General features: G+C 32.6%; 13 protein-coding genes. 4 read left to right on the forward strand and 9 right to left on the reverse strand.

Annotation, left to right across the window (positions count from 1 at the left end):
- Positions 1 to 24: 24 nt before the first annotated feature.
- The 5 genes from JS605_RS12490 to JS605_RS12510 are packed head-to-tail and all read right to left on the reverse strand — an operon-like array spanning position 25 to position 5,654.
- Positions 25 to 717 (reverse strand): YjjG family noncanonical pyrimidine nucleotidase, encoded by a 693-nt coding sequence (locus JS605_RS12490; protein ID WP_203258051.1) that lies wholly within the window; start codon positions 715 to 717, stop codon positions 25 to 27.
- Positions 704 to 2,008 carry a polysaccharide deacetylase family protein gene (locus JS605_RS12495; protein ID WP_203258052.1) on the reverse strand — a complete coding sequence of 435 codons (1,305 nt, stop codon included), beginning with the start codon at positions 2,006 to 2,008 and terminating at the stop codon, positions 704 to 706. Before JS605_RS12495 ends, JS605_RS12490 begins: the two co-directional genes overlap by 14 nt.
- A 23-nt stretch (positions 2,009 to 2,031) precedes the next feature.
- Positions 2,032 to 2,730 carry a RadC family protein gene (gene radC / locus JS605_RS12500; protein ID WP_203258053.1) on the reverse strand — a complete coding sequence of 233 codons (699 nt, stop codon included), beginning with the start codon at positions 2,728 to 2,730 and terminating at the stop codon, positions 2,032 to 2,034.
- A gap of 54 nt (positions 2,731 to 2,784) precedes the next feature.
- Entirely contained in the window at positions 2,785 to 4,533 is a 1,749-nt protein-coding gene (locus JS605_RS12505; protein WP_203258054.1) for a PAS domain-containing hybrid sensor histidine kinase/response regulator, read from the reverse strand.
- Positions 4,527 to 5,654 (reverse strand): FIST signal transduction protein, encoded by a 1,128-nt coding sequence (locus tag JS605_RS12510; protein WP_203258055.1) that lies wholly within the window; start codon positions 5,652 to 5,654, stop codon positions 4,527 to 4,529. The genes JS605_RS12505 and JS605_RS12510 overlap by 7 nt, the downstream gene beginning before the upstream one ends.
- A 244-nt stretch (positions 5,655 to 5,898) precedes the next feature.
- Between JS605_RS12510 and JS605_RS12515 the strand changes: the two genes are divergently transcribed.
- From JS605_RS12515 to JS605_RS12525, 3 genes are all read left to right on the forward strand, one after another.
- Complete coding sequence (locus JS605_RS12515; RefSeq protein WP_203258056.1) at positions 5,899 to 6,534, forward strand: MOSC domain-containing protein; 636 nt, start codon at positions 5,899 to 5,901, stop codon at positions 6,532 to 6,534.
- An 80-nt stretch (positions 6,535 to 6,614) separates the two neighbouring features.
- Positions 6,615 to 7,676: an N-acetylmuramoyl-L-alanine amidase family protein gene (locus tag JS605_RS12520; RefSeq protein ID WP_203258057.1), complete on the forward strand. Its 1,062-nt coding sequence runs from the start codon at positions 6,615 to 6,617 to the stop codon at positions 7,674 to 7,676.
- Between the two features lie 150 nt (positions 7,677 to 7,826).
- On the forward strand, positions 7,827 to 9,002 hold the full coding sequence (locus tag JS605_RS12525; protein ID WP_203258058.1) for a TlpA family protein disulfide reductase: 1,176 nt from the start codon (positions 7,827 to 7,829) through the stop codon (positions 9,000 to 9,002).
- 267 nt (positions 9,003 to 9,269) lie between these two features.
- On the opposite strand, the gene JS605_RS12530 is transcribed toward JS605_RS12525, so the two are convergent.
- Together JS605_RS12530 and JS605_RS12535 are read right to left on the reverse strand one after the other, a co-directional pair.
- Entirely contained in the window at positions 9,270 to 10,625 is a 1,356-nt protein-coding gene (locus tag JS605_RS12530) for a UDP-N-acetylmuramate--L-alanine ligase (protein WP_203258059.1), read from the reverse strand.
- Positions 10,626 to 10,862: 237 nt separating this feature from the next.
- On the reverse strand, positions 10,863 to 11,813 hold the full coding sequence (locus tag JS605_RS12535; RefSeq protein WP_203258060.1) for a tetratricopeptide repeat protein: 951 nt from the start codon (positions 11,811 to 11,813) through the stop codon (positions 10,863 to 10,865).
- Positions 11,814 to 12,023: 210 nt separating this feature from the next.
- Here JS605_RS12535 and JS605_RS12540 point away from each other — a divergent pair, with 210 nt between their 5' ends.
- Positions 12,024 to 18,152: an alpha-2-macroglobulin family protein gene (locus JS605_RS12540; protein WP_239000340.1), complete on the forward strand. Its 6,129-nt coding sequence runs from the start codon at positions 12,024 to 12,026 to the stop codon at positions 18,150 to 18,152.
- On the opposite strand, the gene JS605_RS12545 is transcribed toward JS605_RS12540, so the two are convergent.
- Positions 18,149 to 18,880, reverse strand: a complete 732-nt coding sequence (locus JS605_RS12545) for a LytR/AlgR family response regulator transcription factor (RefSeq protein ID WP_203258061.1) — start codon at positions 18,878 to 18,880, stop codon at positions 18,149 to 18,151. The genes JS605_RS12540 and JS605_RS12545 overlap by 4 nt on opposite strands.
- Positions 18,877 to 19,935, reverse strand: coding sequence for a sensor histidine kinase (locus tag JS605_RS12550; RefSeq protein WP_203258062.1), 1,059 nt, complete (start codon positions 19,933 to 19,935; stop codon positions 18,877 to 18,879). The genes JS605_RS12545 and JS605_RS12550 overlap by 4 nt, the downstream gene beginning before the upstream one ends.
- Between the last annotated feature and the right edge of the window lie 341 nt (positions 19,936 to 20,276).

Here is a 20,276-nt window from a genome sequence, read left to right on the forward strand (position 1 = left end):
GTTTTATTTTGGTTAAGTATTGCTTTATAAAAACCGTTTAAGTTCTATTAACTTTGATATATCCTTTACGCCTTCGCTATCATGGGTTTTATTTGGGTTAAAAAAAATGGCATCCATTCCCATATTTAAAGCACCTTCAACATCAGCTTCTAAATTATCTCCAATCATTATACTACGTCCAGATTCTGTCTTAGCTAAATTCAATGCGAAATTGAATATTTTAGGGTTTGGCTTCTTTACGCCTGCAATTTCTGAGTTTGTAATCGTCTCAAAATAGTGTATGATTTTTGACCTATCCATCTTTTTATGCTGTACTTCACTAAACCCATTGGTAATAATATGCAACCTGTAGTTAGGTTTTAGATACTCCAGTATGTTTATAGTATCTTCTATTAAAAAATTAAACGTTGATAGGTGTTTTATATAGTCTTCAGATAATTGATGAATCATCTTTTCTTCCACTGAGACATTTAACAACTTAAATGTTTCATTCAAGCGCGCCAATCGTAATTCATCTTTTTGTATGCGTTCTTCTCTGTATAATTTCCAATATTTAAAGTTAATGGGGATATAATGCTCTAGAAAGTCATTCAAAGCAACTTCAATATTATTTATCTCAAAAATCTTTTTAAAAGTTAGTGCAGAATTTTTTTCAAAATTCCAAAGGGTATGATCTAAATCAAAAAAAACATCGGTAATACTGTTACGCTTTTTCATCCACAGAAGCCAAAATAATATTAAACAGTTCTTTAAATCCCTTCCATCTTTCCGTACTAGAAAATGTGTAGTTGTGAAATACTGGTACAAACTCTCCATTTACCTGCTTTACTTGGTTTATAATGAAACCTAACTCCTTCTTTTTATCTAATAATGACAGTGTTTTCAACAGCGTAAAATCCATGAGATGGAACGGACATATTCTTAATGGTGTTTGCACTTCATAATCTAAATCATAAAATAAAAATGGTGTACAAGTACCTGCCCTAAACCCTATTTGGTCGGTGTACCCCATTGTGTAATCTTGGTTTACTTCTAACTGCACTAGGTTTCTGTAAGACTCTGGTAAGTTTAATTTAGAAAACGAAAACCGAGATTCCCTTAAATCTATATTTAAAACCTCTTCCATTTGCCGCTTTTCCTGTTTTAACATTTCAATATTATTTACCGAAAAATACGAAGCCTTTAATCCCACCTTACAATAATCGGCAACATGTTTTATGAGAGACACATACTTACGTTTGTTAATATTGATACCCTTATCAAAGGTTGAGTAAGACCCAATAAAAAAGAACACTAAAAATTTAAATTGGGTTTGTTTTTGTTTATTTATGATGTATTTAAATGTATCAAACGGATCATGCTTTAGCCCAAAAAGCACTGCATATCTTACATATAAATCCTTAAATCTAAATCTAAAAAAATCCTTTACTGTACCTCCCAAAGTTCTCATAACCCCTTTTAACTTATAGTTATATGGACTAGGGACGTCTATGATTGGTTTTATACGATATGTCCTTTCTGGAAATTTAAAACTTGGAAACTGCTCTTGTAGTGCAGCCTTGAATTTATATGCCCAAACATCTACAACGGGTTGCTGCAAAAACTCATACTTATATCCTAAACTTTCTGTTGCTAAAAACCTACCATACTGGTCTTTTCTGTGGGGTAAATACTCCTCATAACGAGAAAGCATGTAAAAGGATGCAGCGAAAATATCAAATGGTAATGCACTTTTATCGCCATTAAAGAAGAAGCATTTTGTGTTTTCCCATTTTTGAACGTTAATATCTATATCCGATAGTCCTTGCTCAAACAAAATTTCATTACTTTTTATAAAAAACTCACTTCCTAATTGCTGTTTCGTGTACGACATTTTTAAACTATCATGGGCAATAAACTCTTCTATTCTAGTAGTAAAGTCTACTTTAACACCCAATACACGTGTACAAATGTGCTTAAATACATATTTTAATCGTGGCGATATTTTATGGGTATAAACGAGTAACATTAAAGTGTCATCAGTAAGAGTTCTTATAAAATATTTTTATCTGCAAAACTAAAATATGCTTTTTCAGTGATTATCAAATGGTCTAAAACGCGTATATCTAAATCTAGGGCTGCAGACTTTAATTTTTGTGTAATCTTCTTGTCGGCTTCACTAGGTTTTAATGTTCCTGAAGGATGATTATGGGATAATATTAACCCTGTAGCTCCTACTTCTAATGCGTTTTTCATTACCAAGCGCACATCAACTAAAGTACCTGTTATACCACCTTTGCTTATTTGATTTTTTTGAATGACTTTGTTAGAATTGTTCAAATAAATAACCCAAAACTCTTCATGCTCCAACTCTCCAATTATGGGCTGCATCAATTCAAAAACAGATGTACTTGATGTGATTTTTTTCTTTTCTAAAGCTTCCTCTCCTCTTCGTCGTCTTCCCAACTCTAAGGCAGCTGCAATCGTAACAGCTTTAGCCTCTCCAATGCCTTTAAATTGCATAAGTTGTTTTACGGTAAGCCTCCCCAATGCACTTAAATTATTATTAACACTTGCCAAAATACGTTTGCATAGCGCAACGGCACTTTCGTCTTTATTACCTGAACCTATTAAAATGGCTACTAATTCTGCATCACTTAAAGCTAACTTTCCTTTTTGTGATAATTTTTCTCGAGGTTGATCGTCCTGATTCCAATCTTTAATTGGAAAAGATGTAGGTTTTTCTTGCATTGGTTAAAGCTACATTTTTTTTAATTTAATTTCTATTAAAAATGTAGAATTAAATTATCCTATATTCTTTTTAAAGTTTGTTTTACTGTAGGATTGTAGCGTTTTATATAACTTCTCTGGATTAAAGGGCTTACTCATAAAGCCACTCATACCGTAGCGTTGTGTTTTTTCTTTAATATCAGTTTGCGCAAAGGCAGTTAAAGCTATTATTGGCACATTGGCTTTAACGGTATCTTCCATATTTCTAATGATTCGGGTTGTTTTGTAGCCATCTAAAATGGGCATTTGTAAATCCATAAGTACCAAATCAAAATTAAAATCGGGGGCTTTAAAATAATCCAGTACTTGTTCTCCATGTTCTGCTATAACATAATTTACTTGCCATTTTAAGAAAAAACGTTTTAAAATTAGTACGTTCATCTTATTATCTTCAGCAACTAACACATTAACATCTAATGGTTTGTAAACAGGCTGCATCTTAATCATGTCTGGTTCAAATGTATTTAACCTATTACTTACCCTATATGATACTTGAAAAGAGAATGTAGAGCCTTTACCTTCTTCACTTTCAACAATTAAGTCACTGTTTTGCAGCTCTAATAACTTCTTACTAATTGATAATCCAAGTCCTGTACCTCCGTATTTTATTGACGTATCAGTAGTGGCTTGCATAAAACTTTCAAATATAGATTCTTGCCTATCTTTTGAGATACCAATTCCTGTATCTTTTACTTTAAACTCCAATAGCACCTTGTTGCGAATTATACCAAGGTTTTTAACACTTAATATAATACTTCCTTTTTCTGTAAACTTTAATGAATTGCTTAAAAGGTTTTTTATAACCTGGGTTAGTTTTAATTTATCACCTATAATATTGTTGGGAATATCGTTAGCCTTTACAACGTTAAATACTATGCCTTTTTTCTCGGTGCGTAAACCAAAATGTGACTTTAAATTCTCAAGCAAGTAACTTAAACTAAAATCTTTTTCAACAAGTTTTAGCTTTCCAGACTTTATTTTGTTAAAATCCAACAAATCATTAATTAAACCCAGTAAATGCTCTCCTGAATATTTTAATGCCTTAAGATGATCTGCTTGCTCTGGCAAATAATCTTCCATTAAAAGAATGTTAGCTAAACCTGTTACAGCATTTAAAGGTGTTCTTATTTCATGAGACATTGTAGATAGGAATTCATCCTTAGATTTACTTGCCTTTTGTAATTCAATTTGGGTTTCCTTTAAATTTGTAATATCTGTTATGGTTCCTATGAATCCTATGGTGGTGTTATTCTCGTCATTTAACGCTTTAGACTTTAATTCAAACCATCTTAAATCATCTTTATTTTTATGATGAAAAATAAACTTAATGTATTTATTTTCTCTTGAAAAAAGCTTATCAACTTTAACACTACTCTCTATGTGCTCTTTTATCAAGAAATCTTTATAATTTTTACCTATGGATTCCTCGATACTATAGCCTGAATATACAGCCCAAGCGTTATTTAAAAATGTAAAATTACCATCTACATCTGTTTCGAAAATGATACCACCAATGTTATTGACCAAGTTTTTTAGTCTACTCTTGGTATGATCCCTTTCTCTAATCAATTTCTGATTAAGTGTGTATAATTCTTTAGAACTTAACTCTAATATGTTTTCTATATGAAGTATATCCTTATCAAAACTCCTGTAGGAATCATTCACAACATTAAGAAACTCGGTAAACTTAGGATTCTCCAATAATTCCTTATCTACCCGTTTAAGCTGGCGTCTTAATAATCTATGATGCTCTTTATTTAACATTCTGCCAGGGTTGTTATGGTCATTGTTTGGTTATGGAGTTCGCAGGGGGAAAATTCGCCAAATGGGGCAATTTCCCCATAGGAATAAAACCCTGTAATGTTTGGGTTTTCTCCAACTACATCCCTTACTACCTCTATTTCTTCTTCTACAAGTTGTTTTAGTACCAACCTTCTTCCTACACAACTAATTAAAATTGCTAATTCAGAGTCTTCCTTAAGTTCTTTATTGGCAAGAATTGCGGAATCTTCTGCTCCCAAAATAAGCCTATCAATATTGGCTTTCATGAGTCTAACATACGACCCTTCTGGAATATTTCCTGCAAAGGTTAAACTTTGGTCTTCTTCAGATACGGCCAAAATTGTTCTTACAACCGGAGCATTCGTTTCTGTTGTCCTTAAACTTAAGGGAAACAACAAACCTGAACTTGGAAGATTATTAGCCTCATTACCTAGGAATGACTTATAAATTTCTAAAGCTGGTTTACCATCTAGTTCGTAGAGCACATTTTTATCAGACTTTGTTACCAAACGTTCAATTCCAAAACTATCCCAACCTCCTTTAGAGCTACATCCTACTTTTAAGCTATCTCCGTAAAAACCTAGACCAATTATAGTTTTGTCTACCGCTTTTGCCCCATCAACTACAAAAGTTTTATTAAAACTTGCGCCATCGGCTGCAAGACCACCGGTAATAGTTACTTTTGGTGCTTTACTTTTTAACCCGGTAACCAATTCGGCACCATTTACATTTAAGCCATCACTTAAAACTAAAACATGACTTAAATCTTTAGCCAATAAATCTTTGGCTATATCTGCTCCTGCTTTTTCGCTACAGTTTTTATCCTCAATTTTAAATGCAACTTTTTTTAACGTTGTTTTTTCTAATTCAATTGCGGTTAAAGAAATTGTGTTGTCCTTTACTGTAACATCACTTATTTCCCCTGCTGTAGAACATCCAGTAATAATGGCTTCAGGAAATTTTAAGCTCAATGCTTTTAAAACTTTATCTCGTTGATTAAACTCTGGAGATATAAATAGCAGAAATAAATTGGCATTTATGCATATATCTTCAATACGCGTGTGCCAATTATCTTCGGTTAAAGATAACTGATTCGTTTTCATGGGTTGGCATTTATATTGTAAATATATGTATTTTATCGTGTTTTTCAAACGTTTTGTCGTATTTTTAAGAATTTAACTTTTATTTCAATAAGAAAAAACAACATGTTTTTAAGTTTTTATTACTAAATTACAGTTCGTTTATACATTAAAATTTTTAATGTTTTATTTTGAAAAAGTTAATCCCTATCCCCATAAATTTGATGTAAAAAAAGTGTACTTTTAATTAACTTTTCAACAAATACCCATGCATATACAATCCACTAACATAGCAGAGCCTCGTACTATTTTATGGCAAAATCAAGACATTACTACTGGTATTTTTAAAACCCCTACATCAAAGCCTATTTTTTTAGGGAAAGAAGGTGTTAAGGAGGATTATGTTGCCGACACCAGAGTGCATGGTGGGTATTATAAAGCATGTTATTTATTTTCCGCAGACCATTATCCGTATTGGAAAAAACTATATCCTAATCTTGAATGGAAATGGGGTATGTTTGGAGAAAACCTCACTGTTAATGGCTTAAATGAAATGCAAATTATGGTAGGCGACATATATAAAATTGGCAATGCTCTAGTACAAGTTACCCAACCTAGGGAGCCCTGTTTTAAGTTTGGGGTAAAATTCGGTACGCAAAAGGTTTTAAAACAATTTATAGCACATGGTTTTCCTGGTACTTATGTATGTATTTTAGAAGAAGGAGTAGTAGCTACAAACGATACCATAACGCTTATAAGTCGTCCTGAAAAAAGCTTAAGCGTAGCAGAGCTATATAGCTTGCTGTTTTCCAAAGACAAAAATCAAGAGTTCCTAAAAATCGCAGTAGACTTAGATGTTTTACCAGAACGAAAACGAAAGCAATTAGAAAAATTTATTGTTTGATGTATCTCTTTAAGATATTTAATAATAAATATAACTTTACGCCGTTTGCATTCAAGTAATTATTAGCTTAAAATGTCATTATGACCAAAACGTTACTTGTCTTTTTTCTCTTAACAAATATTACCCTAGTGGCTCAAACCACAGGAAAAGAAGTTACTGCTAAAAAGGGAGATGGCATTTATACTTTATTAAGGAAAAATGGCTTAGAACCTACTACATATTTTAAAGCATTTATAGCGCTTAATAAAGACAGATTAAAAAATAATGAATTGTTAATTGGCAAAACTTATGTATTACCAATTGTTAAACAGGACACTATTGTTATTCCTAAAGATATTACAACAAAGGACAGTGTTCCATTAGCTTCTATAGCAAAGCTTAAAGATACAATTACCGTTACTAAAAGTAAGACCGTTACCAATACCCTTTTTGGCAAAAAGCACGAGGTATTCCCAAGAGAAAGCAAAACACTAAAAGGCGCCGTATATTATTTAATTTCTGGTCATGGTGGACCAGACCCCGGTGCTATTGAAACTTATAACGGCAAATTAATTGCTGAAGATGAATATGCTTATGATGTTACCTTAAGACTTGCTAGAAAGCTTCTCGCTAATGGCGCTAAGGTTTACATTATTATTAAAGATAAAAACGATGGTATTAGAGACAAACGCGTTTTAGAGGTAGATTATGATGAAGTGTGTTATCCCAATAATCAAATTTCGTTAAGTCAAAAACTACGACTTTATGAACGTACCAAAGCAGTAAATAAACTATACCTAAAGCATAAAGGTGCCTACCAAAGATTAATTGTTACACATGTTGATAGCAGAAGCAAGGGTAAAAATATTGATGTATTCTTTTACCATCATCACAAAAGTAAAAGTGGTAAAACATTGGCCTTAAATATTCATAATACATTCAAAAAGAAGTACGCTAAACACCAACCTAATCGCATCTATTCTGGGACTGTAAGTTCAAGAAAACTGTATGTCATAAAAAACACCTTACCCGCTATGGTATATATTGAGTTAGGCAATATTAAAAACAAAAAAGACCAAAAACGTATTCTTAATTATAATAATAGAGAGGCTATGGCTAAGTGGATTTATGAGGGGCTTTTGATGGATTTTGGGAGTACATAAAACCTTGACTTTGTAAAAATTTTCAACTACCTTCGTTTACCGGCGGATATAAGCCATTAATAACGGCACATATCCGTGAACACGTTGTGTGTAATACTGACCTAAGGCAAGACAACAACCTAAAAGAAAATTTTAATTAAAAACCACAATATGAAAAAATATGTCATTCTAGCATTAAGCCTATTTATTTTCTTTAGTTGCAAAAAAACTGACAAAGAAATTCTGAATGAAACGATTTTTCTACTTACTTCTTTAAAGAATATAGAATATGATGTAATTAGTGAAAATGTTAACAAATCATATAATCAAAATAGAAAAGATAGTGCCACTTGTTATTTTGACTTCTCTAGTAAAGACACTCTAATCGGTGCTAAATATCATTTCATATCAAATCATGGAGAAAAAGTTTTTAATGGAAAGCTAGAGTTTAGCAGTCAACCTAAAGAAGAAGTTTTGTTGTATAATGAGAAGCCCATAAAAAGACAAGTAATCAGCTCGATTTTTATGCAAAATTCGTTTTTCACCCTTCGTAAAATACTTCCGGAAATTGTTACGGATTCTACAGTTAGTATAATACAAACAAAAGATACTATACTTGAAAATAGGGAATGTTATAAGTTCAATATATACATGAAAGGAAAATTCATTGGTCTTGGAGGAGAGATTACAACAATACAAGAAAAAGTAACTAGGCCTATAAATTATGTCTTATTTATATCAAAAGAGGATTATCTACCTATTCGCTTTGGAAACATACAGCCTGAAAATAATGGTCATAATTATTCAACATTTTCAAATTATAAAACGCCCAATACTAAAAATGATTCGATTTGGAATTATTCTAGATTTCCAAAAGGGTATTTAAGGTCTACATATAAAGATTATTTTGATGGACTAAAAAAGAAAAATAAAAACTGGATTGGCACAAAAGCACCTGATTGGGAATTATCCGACTTGAAAGATAGCCCCGTCAAGCTTTCAGACAAAGATAAGAATCTGGTTTTACTTGAATTTTGGTTTCCTTACTGTGGAGGTTGTGTTCAAGCAACTCCTGTTTTAAATGAAATTCAAAAAAAATATAAAGACAAAGGGCTATCAATTTATGGTATTGAATTTACTAATACACCAACTAAAGCTTTAATAGAATATTCGGAGAAACAAAATGTAGAAATACCTACATTATATAACGGGAAAGATATTTCCAAAAACTATGGGGTTTACGCTGCGCCTACATTCTTTTTAATTGATAAAAAAGGAAAAATAATTTATACAAGTGTCGGACTTAATAAAGATAAACTCATTGAACAAATTGAGAATAATATCTAAAAAACACTACACACAACAAAGAAGTATAAATTTTATTGCTAGCTTTTAGATTACTTGCGAAAACCCTCGCGGACTTCTAATCAGTAATAATTTGCTTATTTTTAGCTTGAAAACACGCAACAAAATTTATACAGAGCCGGTAAACGAAATTAACCAAAATAAATTCACTACCCCCAAAAAATCAAGGTGCTTGTCTTTCCGCACTTGATGCGGAATCCACAACAAAAGCACAAATTATGAGATACTGAACTTGATTCAGGATAAAAGCTATTCTATCAATTCCTTAACCTCCTCAAAATCCAAACCTCCATAATTACCAGAGCTCATTAGCAATAACGCTTTATCATCAAAGTTTTGTGAGAACAAAAAGTTTTTAAAATCGTCTGGATGGGTATAAATAATTAAATCGTCTCGTTGAAAAGCTTTAGCAATTTGCTCATGTGTGACTTCTTCCAATTTCTTTATTTCTACAGCATGTGGGGAATAAAACACAACAGCAACATCTGCTGTATCTAGTGCACCTTTGTATTCTTTTAAAAATTCAGCATTTAAACTGCTGTAGGTGTGTAATTCTAGGCAAGCTACCAAAGTTCGGTTTTGGTATTGTTCTTTTACGGCTTTTGTAGTAGCTTCTACTTTACTTGGAGAATGCGCAAAATCTTTATAAGCCACACTCTTTGGGCTTTCTGCTATTTTTTCAAGGCGTTTACTTGCACCTTTAAAAGTTGATATAGCTTCGTAGAAATCATCTTCATCTATACCCATGTGTTGGCAAATCCATTTGGCTCCAGCCAAATTGTTAAGGTTGTGCTTACCAAATACTTCAATGGGCAAATTGCCTTCTGGAGTTTCTAGGAGTGTTTGTCCATTTTCAACGGTATATGCGGGGGTTTGGTATGGTAATTTCCTAATGGTGTTCTCGCTAGCCTCCACTACATGTTTTACCTCAGGATCTTCTTCGTTATAATTTATACTACCTCCAGACACTATAGAATCCACAAAAATGCTAAACTGCTCTACGTAATTTTCGTAAGTTGGAAACACATTAATATGATCCCAAGCTATACCACTTAGCAACGCAATATTTGGTTTGTATAAATGAAATTTTGGACGTCTATCAATGGGAGAACTTAAATATTCATCGCCTTCTAAAACTATAAAATCGTTATCCTCGGTAAGTTTTACCATGACATCAAACCCTTCCAACTGGGCTCCTACCATATAATCTACATCCCTGTCATGATAATGCATTACATGTAAAATCATAGAAGTAATAGTAGTTTTTCCGTGGCTTCCACCAATTACTACTCGGGTTTTATGTTTAGATTGTTCGTATAAAAACTCTGGATAGCTGTAAATTTTCACACCTAATTCTTGAGCCTTTAATAGTTCTGGATTGTCTTCTTTAGCATGCATCCCTAAAACTATGGCGTCTAAATCTGACGTGATTTTTTCAGGATACCAACCAAAAGTTTTTGGCAGTAAGCCTTTTGCTTCTAACCTAGATTTCGAGGGTTCAAAAATTGTATCGTCGCTTCCTGTAACGTTATATCCTTTGTTATGCAAGGCTAGGGCTAGGTTGTGCATTGCAGCACCGCCAATGGCTATAAAATGTACGTTCATGTAACAAATATCAAACTATCAGTTTAAAGTTCAAAAAGTTTAATGTATAAAAGTTGATATTCCACATGAAAAGATGGATGTTCCTTTCTGCATTAGGGATTGCAGCGGCATCCTTTTTTTATTTATTAATAAGACTGACTTTTAATTTTACACTGTAAATATTTATGGATTCCTGCCTTACTGAAACAAGTTCAGCACATGTCGCAGGAATGACAAAACAAAAGATCTGCACAAAAGCTAAAGTTGTAATATCTTTTCTTTTTGCGTTTTAAATGGCTTTATTTTGGGGAGCTCGGATAACGCAAAATCTATGTGTTCCAATGCTTTCGCTTTGTTTTCTTTGTATGTATAAATTTGAGCCAAACGGTAGTGCGCCCATGCCTTTGGCACACCATCTTTAGCTGAATAATTGCTTAAATACGTATTTAAGCATTTTTCCCCTTTTTCTAACTGAATATTATATTCTGCCGCTACCTTTCCTATTTGGTAGTGCAATGCATTTCTTTGGTGTTTTTTTTGGGCTTCTTCTATGTTTTTTATGGCATTTTCTGGTTGACTTTTGTTTTCGTAAAATTCGGTAAGCTTATTAAAACACGTTAAGGAACCACCTTCTTCAATAGCCTTTTTATAATACGTTTCAGCTAATTCTGGAGCATCATCATATTCGTATATGTAGCCCTTAGCTAAATAGCCATCTACTGTGGATAACTGCTCTAATTCCTCTGCGTATTTTAAGGATTTGCTTTTACTTCCTCCAAAAATTCCAGGCAATTGCATATACAATTCCACCAGAGCCCAACGGACATCAATATGGTTTTTATCAAGCTCTGCTGCTTTTAAAAACGATGATTTTATATCTCCAATAAGACCAATGGCCTTAAACTTATTCTGTAAGGCTTTCATACCTAAAACACCTCCATATTTGTAGTGGTAGTTAGCTACATTAGGGTTGGCGTCCACTAACTTTTTATAGATATCTATAGCGTCATCCCATTTTTCTTGGTGTCCGTAAGCATCGCCTAAAAGCTCTAAAGCCTTTAAATGCTGTGGATGCTCTTCTAGGTATAACAATACGGTAGTCTCTGCAGATTTAAAGTTCTTTTGCCCTATATGTTGCTCTACCTCTTCAAGTGATTCCTGAGAAACAGCAATAAACGGCAATAGAAAAAGGAATAAGAGGTATTTCATGGTTTTGAGGTACATTATCGCAAAAATAAATGTTTTAAGTGATTTTAGTTTCCGATTAAGATAATCTTAAGATTTAGTATTTCGTTAATACGTTTTAAGTTCGTTTTACTCATAAAATGATTAACTTCCCTCATCGAACGAAAGTTTTTACGTATTTATTATTTTTTGGAATAGCTTTTGAACGTAAGTTAGATATAAAATGAAATTAAAATGAATTTAGCACTAGCGAAACAAACCATAGTACTCCTTATGATTTTACTATTTTCAAACCTATCCCAAGCGCAGCACAACAACTACGAGCACTTATGGGAGACTGTTGAAAAGTTTGAAAAAGAAGGATTACCAAAATCTGCATTAAAGAAAGTAGAAGCTATCGCATTAAAAGCTAAAAAAGAGAGCAACCACCCCCAAATTATAAAAACTATGCTATTTAAGAGTAAATATGCCTTGGTTTTGGAGGAAGATGCACAACTTAACATCATCAATAATTTTAAAGCTGAAATTGCTAAAAGCGAATTCCCTACAAAAAATATCCTAGAAAGCTTTTTGGCTAATTTATACTGGCAGTATTTTCAACAAAATAGATGGAAGTTTTACAATCGTACCAAAACTGCTGACAAAGTTGACATAAAGGATTTTAGAACTTGGGATTTGCAAACCTTATTTAATGAAGTACATATACATTTTCAAAACGCTTTAAACAATGCATTATTGCTACAAATGGAGCCTATTAGTAAATACAGTGTACTTTTAAATGAACAAGAGAATTCTAAACAATTTAGGCCTACTCTTTTTGATGTACTTGCGCACGATGCATTAGATTTTTATAAAACCAATGAAACTCACATTACCAAACCTGCATATAAGTTCGAAATTGATAAACCTGAATATTTAGCCGACGCTAAAACGTTTTCCGTCTTAAATATTGACACCAAAGACACTACCTCGTTACAATTACATGCTTTAAAGATCTATAAAGCTTTAACACGTTTTCATTTAAAAGATGAAGCGCCATTAGCTTTGGTGGATGTAAATATTGAGCGATTAAAATTTGTAAACCAACATGCCACATTTACTGATAAAGACAGTATTTTTTTAGCCACTTTAGAAGCTGAAAAGAAAGGTTTACAAGAACATGAAGTTTCAGGTCTATATGATTTTGAAACCGCTCTATCTTATTTCGAAAAAAGCAAAGACTACATACCCAAAAAACAAGAAACGTACCGTTGGAAAGCTAAAGAAGCATTTGATATTTGCGATACGGTTATCGCTAAGTTTCCTGAGAGTCGTGCAGCTGAAAAATGTAGCGTTTTAAAGTCTCAAATTTGTCACGAATCACTTCAAATTACAGCAGAAGCATTTTTACCAATAGAACAGTATTCACGTGTTTTAGTGCGTTACAAAAATTTAGAAGCCGTTACTTTTAAAGCTTATCAACTCTCTGAAAAACAAATTAAAGCCTTCAATAAAATATATAAACGGGACGAACAGTGGGCATTCATTAAAAAATTAAAACTAGCAACCTCATGGGAAAGCAACCTAAAAAACGAAGGCGATTATCAAACCCATACTGCTGAAGTTACAGTGCCAAAACTCACTAATGGCAGGTATTTAATTATAGCAACAACCCATGCCAACAACGAACATAATTTTGCTTTTACCCAATTACAGGTTACTGATATGGCACTCGTTGAAAGCGACACGGAAGACCATAAACTATTTCAAATTATAGATAGAAATAATGGGAGTCCTATTGTTGGTGCTAAAGTTGAAATGTCGTATTACAAATCAAACAACAGAAATGCCCAATTTGCAAATTACGTTACAGACCAACTTGGGCAAATACAATTAAAAAAGTTAGGTAGCGGTTGGTACAGAAATATAAATCTTAAAATAAAACACGGAAACGAGCTAGCCTATTTTGGAGATTATTATTTAAATCAACGGTATAAAAGCCCAAAACGAAAAACCCAATACAATGCTTTTTTATTTACTGATAGAAGTATCTACAGACCAGGGCAAACACTTTACTTTAAAGGTATAGCCATAAAAGCCGAAGAAGGTAAATCTAAAGTATTGGCAAAAGAACCCCTGAGCGTAGCTTTGTTCAATGTAAACGGAGAAAACCTTAAGACACTAGAATTGGTTACAAACGATTTTGGTTCCGTTTCAGGGGAATTTATTTTACCAAATACAGGCCTAAACGGCAACTATTTTTTACAGCTAAATTCTCAGAACAACACTAGATTAAATTCCAGACAGTATTTTTCAGTTGAAGAATACAAACGCCCAAAATTTGAAACCAATTTTAATCCCGTTACCGAAACCTATAAGGTTAACGATTCGGTTACTATAAAAGGAAACGCTTTAGCTTTTTCTGGCACTAACATTACCGATGCCAAGGTGGTATATCGTGTACATAGAAAGGTAGAGTATCCACGATGGTACTTTTGGTATCGCCCCTATTTGACAACGGAACCTCAAGAAGTTACGCATGGTGAAACCTTAACAGATAATTCTGGAGATTTTAGCATCACATTTAAGGCAATACCCGATAAAAGTGTCGATAAAAACAAACTTCCTATTTTTAAATATGAAGTTACCGCCGATGTTACTGATATAAATGGAGAAACCAGAAGTGCTACAACCACCGTAAATGTTGGTTACCATGCCTTAATTGCAAACATAACTATTGCAGACCGTTTAGATAAAAAGCAGAAAGACCATAAAATTACTATAGACTCTAAAAACTTAAATGGCGAGTATGCCCCTGCAAAAGGTATTATAAAAATACATAAGTTAATACCGCCCAAACTTACTTTAAGACCCAGACCTTGGCCAGCTCCTGATTATCAGGAATTATCTAAAGACAAGTTTAAAATACTGTTCCCTCATGAGGCGTATAATAATGAAGATGACCCTACGAATTGGGAAAAAGGTGCTATAGTTTTTGAAACTAAGTTTGATACTGAAGTCTCTAAAAACATTGCTTTAGGAAGACTTAAAAAATGGGCTTCTGGAACATATGCAATTACTTTAGAAAGTAAGGATAATTTTGGACAACTAGTAAAGGATGAAATAAGAACTACGCTATACAGCGACAAAGATAAAACCTTAACAGACCAACAGTTATTTTCCATATCAACAGACAAACCGTCTTATAACGCAGGAGATGTAGCTTTAATAACCATTGGTTCTACCGCTAAAAACTTAGTAGTAACAGTTATGATAGAGAAAGACAACACTATCATAAAAAAAGAAACCATCACATTAAACAACAATAAAAGAGTGATTAGTGTTCCAGTTACTGCAAATGACTTAGGTGGATTTGCCGTTAATTATAGTTTTGCGGCATTTAATAGTTTTCATGCAGACACTAAAATTATTGCGGTACCCTATCCAAAAACTGATTTAGAAATTGAAACACTAACCTTTAGGGATAAACTACAACCCGGAACCGATGAAACTTGGCAATTTAAAATTAAAGGTCCTAAAGGCGATAAAGTGAGTGCTGAATTACTGGCGAGTATGTATGATGCGTCTTTAGACCAATTTAAATCACACCAATGGGATTTTAATCCTATTCAACATCATAGTTATTACAGCAATTTAAACATGGATGCCTACTCAAGCTTTGGAACGGAACATTTTAGAGTCTACCAAGAGCGGTTTTCACATCGTCTTAAACCGCAAGGCTATGATAAGTTGAATTGGTTTGGATTTAGGTTTGGTAATACGTCAAGGTTTAAACGGGAGAATAAAATCCAAGGCTTATTAAATGCAATACCTAGCGTTCAGGCAAATCATGAAGTTGAAGAATCTATACAATATGAAATTGCCGATGAAGAAGCTGGATATTTTGTAAAAGAAGCAAAATACACAAGAGTAGATACAATAGATAATCCGGAATACTATATCAAACTAGAAAAAGCTAAAATAGTTAAAGGTAGAGAGAGAAATTTCAAAAACATAAAAATTCGCAAAAACTTGCAAGAAACTGCCTTTTTCTTCCCGCAATTACAAACAGATGAAAATGGTAACATAAGCTTTAGTTTTACAACACCAGAGGCGTTAACCCAATGGAAATTACAATTGTTAGCACACACTAAATCTTTAGAAAGTGCAACAACAACTTTAACTGCCGTAACTCAAAAAGAACTCATGGTAATTCCCAATGCACCGCGTTTTTTACGTGAGGGCGATAACATTACCATAAGTAGTAAAATTTCAAACTTAACAGATAAGTCTTTAAGTGGTCAGGCCAAATTAATATTAACTGATGCTATTTCTGGAGAAAATATTAGTCACAAGTTGCTCAGTTCCTCACCTTCTGGCGAGTTAGAAGGGGCTTCTTTTTCGGTTGATGCAAAAAGTAACACCCAAGTATCTTGGAATTTATCAATCCCAGATGATGTACAAGCCATTCAATATAAAATTCTAGCAACTACTGGAGATTTTAGCGATGGCGAACAAAATGCATTACCCGTTTTAAGCAATAGAATGTTAGTTACCGAAACCTTACCAATGTGGGTAAAGAGTAACGAAACACGAAGTTTTAGCTTAGATAAACTAAAAACCAACACCTCAACTACACTAAAACATCATAAGCTAACCTTAGAAATGACCTCTAATCCTGCATGGTACGCGGTTCAAGCCCTACCATACTTAATGGAATATCCTTACGAGTGTAATGAGCAAACATTTTCTAGATATTATGCCAATGCTTTAGCAAGCCATATTGCAAACTCTAACCCTAGAATTCAAGAAGTATTCAATCAATGGGCATCTCAAGATGCTCTTATTTCAAACCTTGAAAAAAATCAAGAGTTAAAATCCATTTTAATACAAGAAACACCGTGGCTGCGTGATGCACAAAGTGAAGCTGAACAGAAAAAACGTATTGCTTTATTATTTGATTTGAATAAGATGAATAATGAGTTGCAATCTGCCATTAACAAACTAAAATCTAACCAAATGGCTTCAGGTGGTTGGTCTTGGTTTAAAGGTGGCTACGAAAACCGATACATTACACAACACATTATTGCTGGATTTGGGCACCTCAATAAACTTGATGTTACCCATAATGATGAAATATCGTCTATGATTTCAAAAGCTATTACCTACTTAGACGCTCAATTTATAAAGGGGTATAAAGACATTAGAAAATACAATGCTAAAGTAGATTTAAATAAAGATCATTTAAATTATACGCAATTGCATTACCTCTACATGCGTAGCTTCTTTCCTGAAATAGAAACATCAAAAGAAGTTGAAAAAATTATGACGTATTACCAAACGCAAATTCAGAAATATTGGCTGAAACGTTCGCTATATGCTAAAGGCATGATGGCTTTGATTTCTCATAGAAATAATGATAATAGTACAACTGCTAAAATTTTGAATTCACTGCAAGAAACAAGTATCACTTCTGATGAATTAGGTATGTATTGGAAAACCAACACCAACTCTTGGTATTGGCACCAAGCTCCTATTGAAACTCAAGCATTGATGATTGAAACGTTTTCAGAAGCTGGTAATACCATTCAACCTGAATCTGAAAACACCAAAACTATTGACAACCTTAAAATCTGGTTACTTAAAAACAAACAAACTAACAGGTGGAAAACCACAAAGGCTACTACTGAAGCTGTTTATGCCTTATTACTTCAAGGAAGCGATTGGTTATCAGTTATAGATATGGTTGATGTGGTGTTAGGCGGACAAAGTATAGAACTCTCAAAACTTGAAGATGTTGCTGTAGAAGCAGGGACTGGTTATTTTAAAACCTCTTGGAATTCCTCTGAAATTAAACCAAAAATGGGAAATGTTAGTATCTCCAAAAAGGGGAAAGGCATTGCATGGGGTGCTTTATATTGGCAATATTTTGAAGATCTTGACAAGATAACCTCAGCGGAAACACCGTTACAACTAAAGAAAACATTATTCTTAAAAAAGTATACTGATACAGGCGAAGAAATTTCAGAAATTACCGCAAACTCTAATTTAAAAGTAGGCGATTTAGTTAGAGTGCGTATAGAATTAAGAAGCGACAGAAACATGGAATTCTTACACATGAAAGATATGCGAGCCTCTGGTTTAGAACCTGTTAATGTATTGTCTAAATACAAATGGCAAGATGGTTTAGGCTATTATGAAAGTACTAAAGATGCTTCTACTAACTTCTTTTTTGATTATTTACCCAAAGGCGTTTATGTATTTGAATATGATTTAAGAGTTAATAATACTGGAGACATGAGCAACGGTATTACAACTATACAAAGCATGTATGCTCCTGAATATAACAGCCACAGTGAAGGTGTTAGAATTAAAGTGAACTAAAAACTTAATTGCTCTTTAAAAATATAGGATTGTCTTCTGGAGATTTCAATTTCTTCTCCAGAATTCATTTCTACTTTTAGTTTGCCATTAAACCAAGACACTACTTTTTTAACCTCATTAATATTAATAATCTGCTGTCTGTTTGCTCTAAAAAAAACATCTTTTGGTAGCTTTTCTTCTATTTGGGTTAACGATTTATAGATTAATGGTTTATTGTCTTCAAAAAATACGCGTGTATAGTTACCAACGATTTCAAACATAGAAATATCTTGAATTTTTACTAACCAGCATTTTTCGCCATCTTTAATAAAAATCTGTTTATCTAAACTTAAAGTATTATTGCTATTCGCTTCAGGCGATAAATTATCAGTAGCTTTTTCAATAACCTTATGAATACTTTGAGTGAATCGTTTTTGATTTATAGGTTTTAACAAATAATCAAACGCATTGTATTCAAAAGATTTAATAGCATACTCATCAAATGCTGTTGTAAAGATGACAATAGGTACGTCATCTAGCATTTCCAAAAGTTGAAACCCATCTTTCTCAGGCATATTTATATCTAAAAATATTAGATTAGGTTTTGTTTCTATAATTAGCTTATAACCATCATCTACATTGGCTGCTTCTCCTAATATTTCTATTTCATTATGCGCTTTAATAAGCTCTTTTAATTCATTACGAGCTAAACGTGAATCTTCAACTATAACGGCCTTTAATTGTATCATTGCAAAGGAATTTTTACAGTGGCAACTACATTACTATTTAATTCTTCTAAGTTAAATGTAGCACGATCTCCATAGAGTAATTCTAAACGTCTCTTAATATTTTGAATACCCAATTGTGTGCCAGTTTTAGTTTGCGTTAAATGCCCCGAATTGGAAACTTCTAATTTTAATTGATTGTCTGCTACTTTTGAACTTAGACTAACTTTACCACCTTCTTTTAAATTAGAAACCCCATGTTTTATGGCATTTTCTATTAACATCTGAATAATCATTGGCGGAATTTTGATATTTAGTGACGATTCATCAATGTTCTTTATAAATTTAAGCCGATCTTCAAACTGTATTTTAGAAACCGCAATGTAATTCTCAACCATATCTAACTCATCTTCTAAAGCTATAGAATTTGAATCGCTTTTAGTTAACGAATAGCGCAATGTTTCTGATAAACTAGTAAGCAATACTCTAGCTTTATTAACATCTTCTAATATTAAACCACGAATATTATTTAAACTGTTAAACATAAAATGTGGATTAATTTGCCCTTTTAGTGTGTTAAGTTGAGATTCTCTTAAATTACTCTCTAGTTGTATTTGTTTTAACTGAACTGATTTTAATTGATGATATATTTTAATGGTTAAAAACACAAAAAACCACACAAAAAATAGCGTCATAAAATAAAACAAATTATATATTTTACCTTTAAATGTAACAGAAGTATTAGTACCTCTGATGTGGAAAGCAGCAGTATCCAAAATTGGCCAGATTATTAAAGAATATAATAACTGTACTCCAACAAAAACAATAATAAGCTTCCAAATATTCTGTTTTAAATTAGTAATATTCAACTTGTAATCAATGAATAATGATATGATATAACTACATAAAAAAGCAAATACCCCACATAAAACACTTTCTGCCCAGAAATATAGTTTGAATTTATATTCTAATTCTTCTGATCTTATAAAAATTTTAGGTATTGCCAGTGTAGTTGTAAATAGTAAGACCCAGCCTATAAGACTAAATATAATGTAATATTTATTTAATGATAATTTCATGTATTGCTTTTATCTCATACAATTCTATAATAAGTTTCAAATAACTCAATTTATATACTTGACTAATTCATAAACCTTTCTATTATTTTCTTTTGTATTTGAGTTTTAATGTATTGTGTTCAACATAAATTCAGCTCTTATGTTTTTGTAAATCTATATAATACTAACACATTAAGTGTATAAGCATGTCTATAATATTAACTATAAAACTAATTAAAACTTTAATTAAATTAATCATAACATTATTCGTTTTTTGATTGATGATTGATGATGTAAAGGTATCTTACAAATACACTAAATAAAGTGAGATTATGATGAGTGGTAAAATGATTCTTGTAAAC

Source organism: Hyunsoonleella ulvae (genome assembly GCF_016827605.1).
Lineage (GTDB): Bacteria > Bacteroidota > Bacteroidia > Flavobacteriales > Flavobacteriaceae > Jejuia > Jejuia ulvae.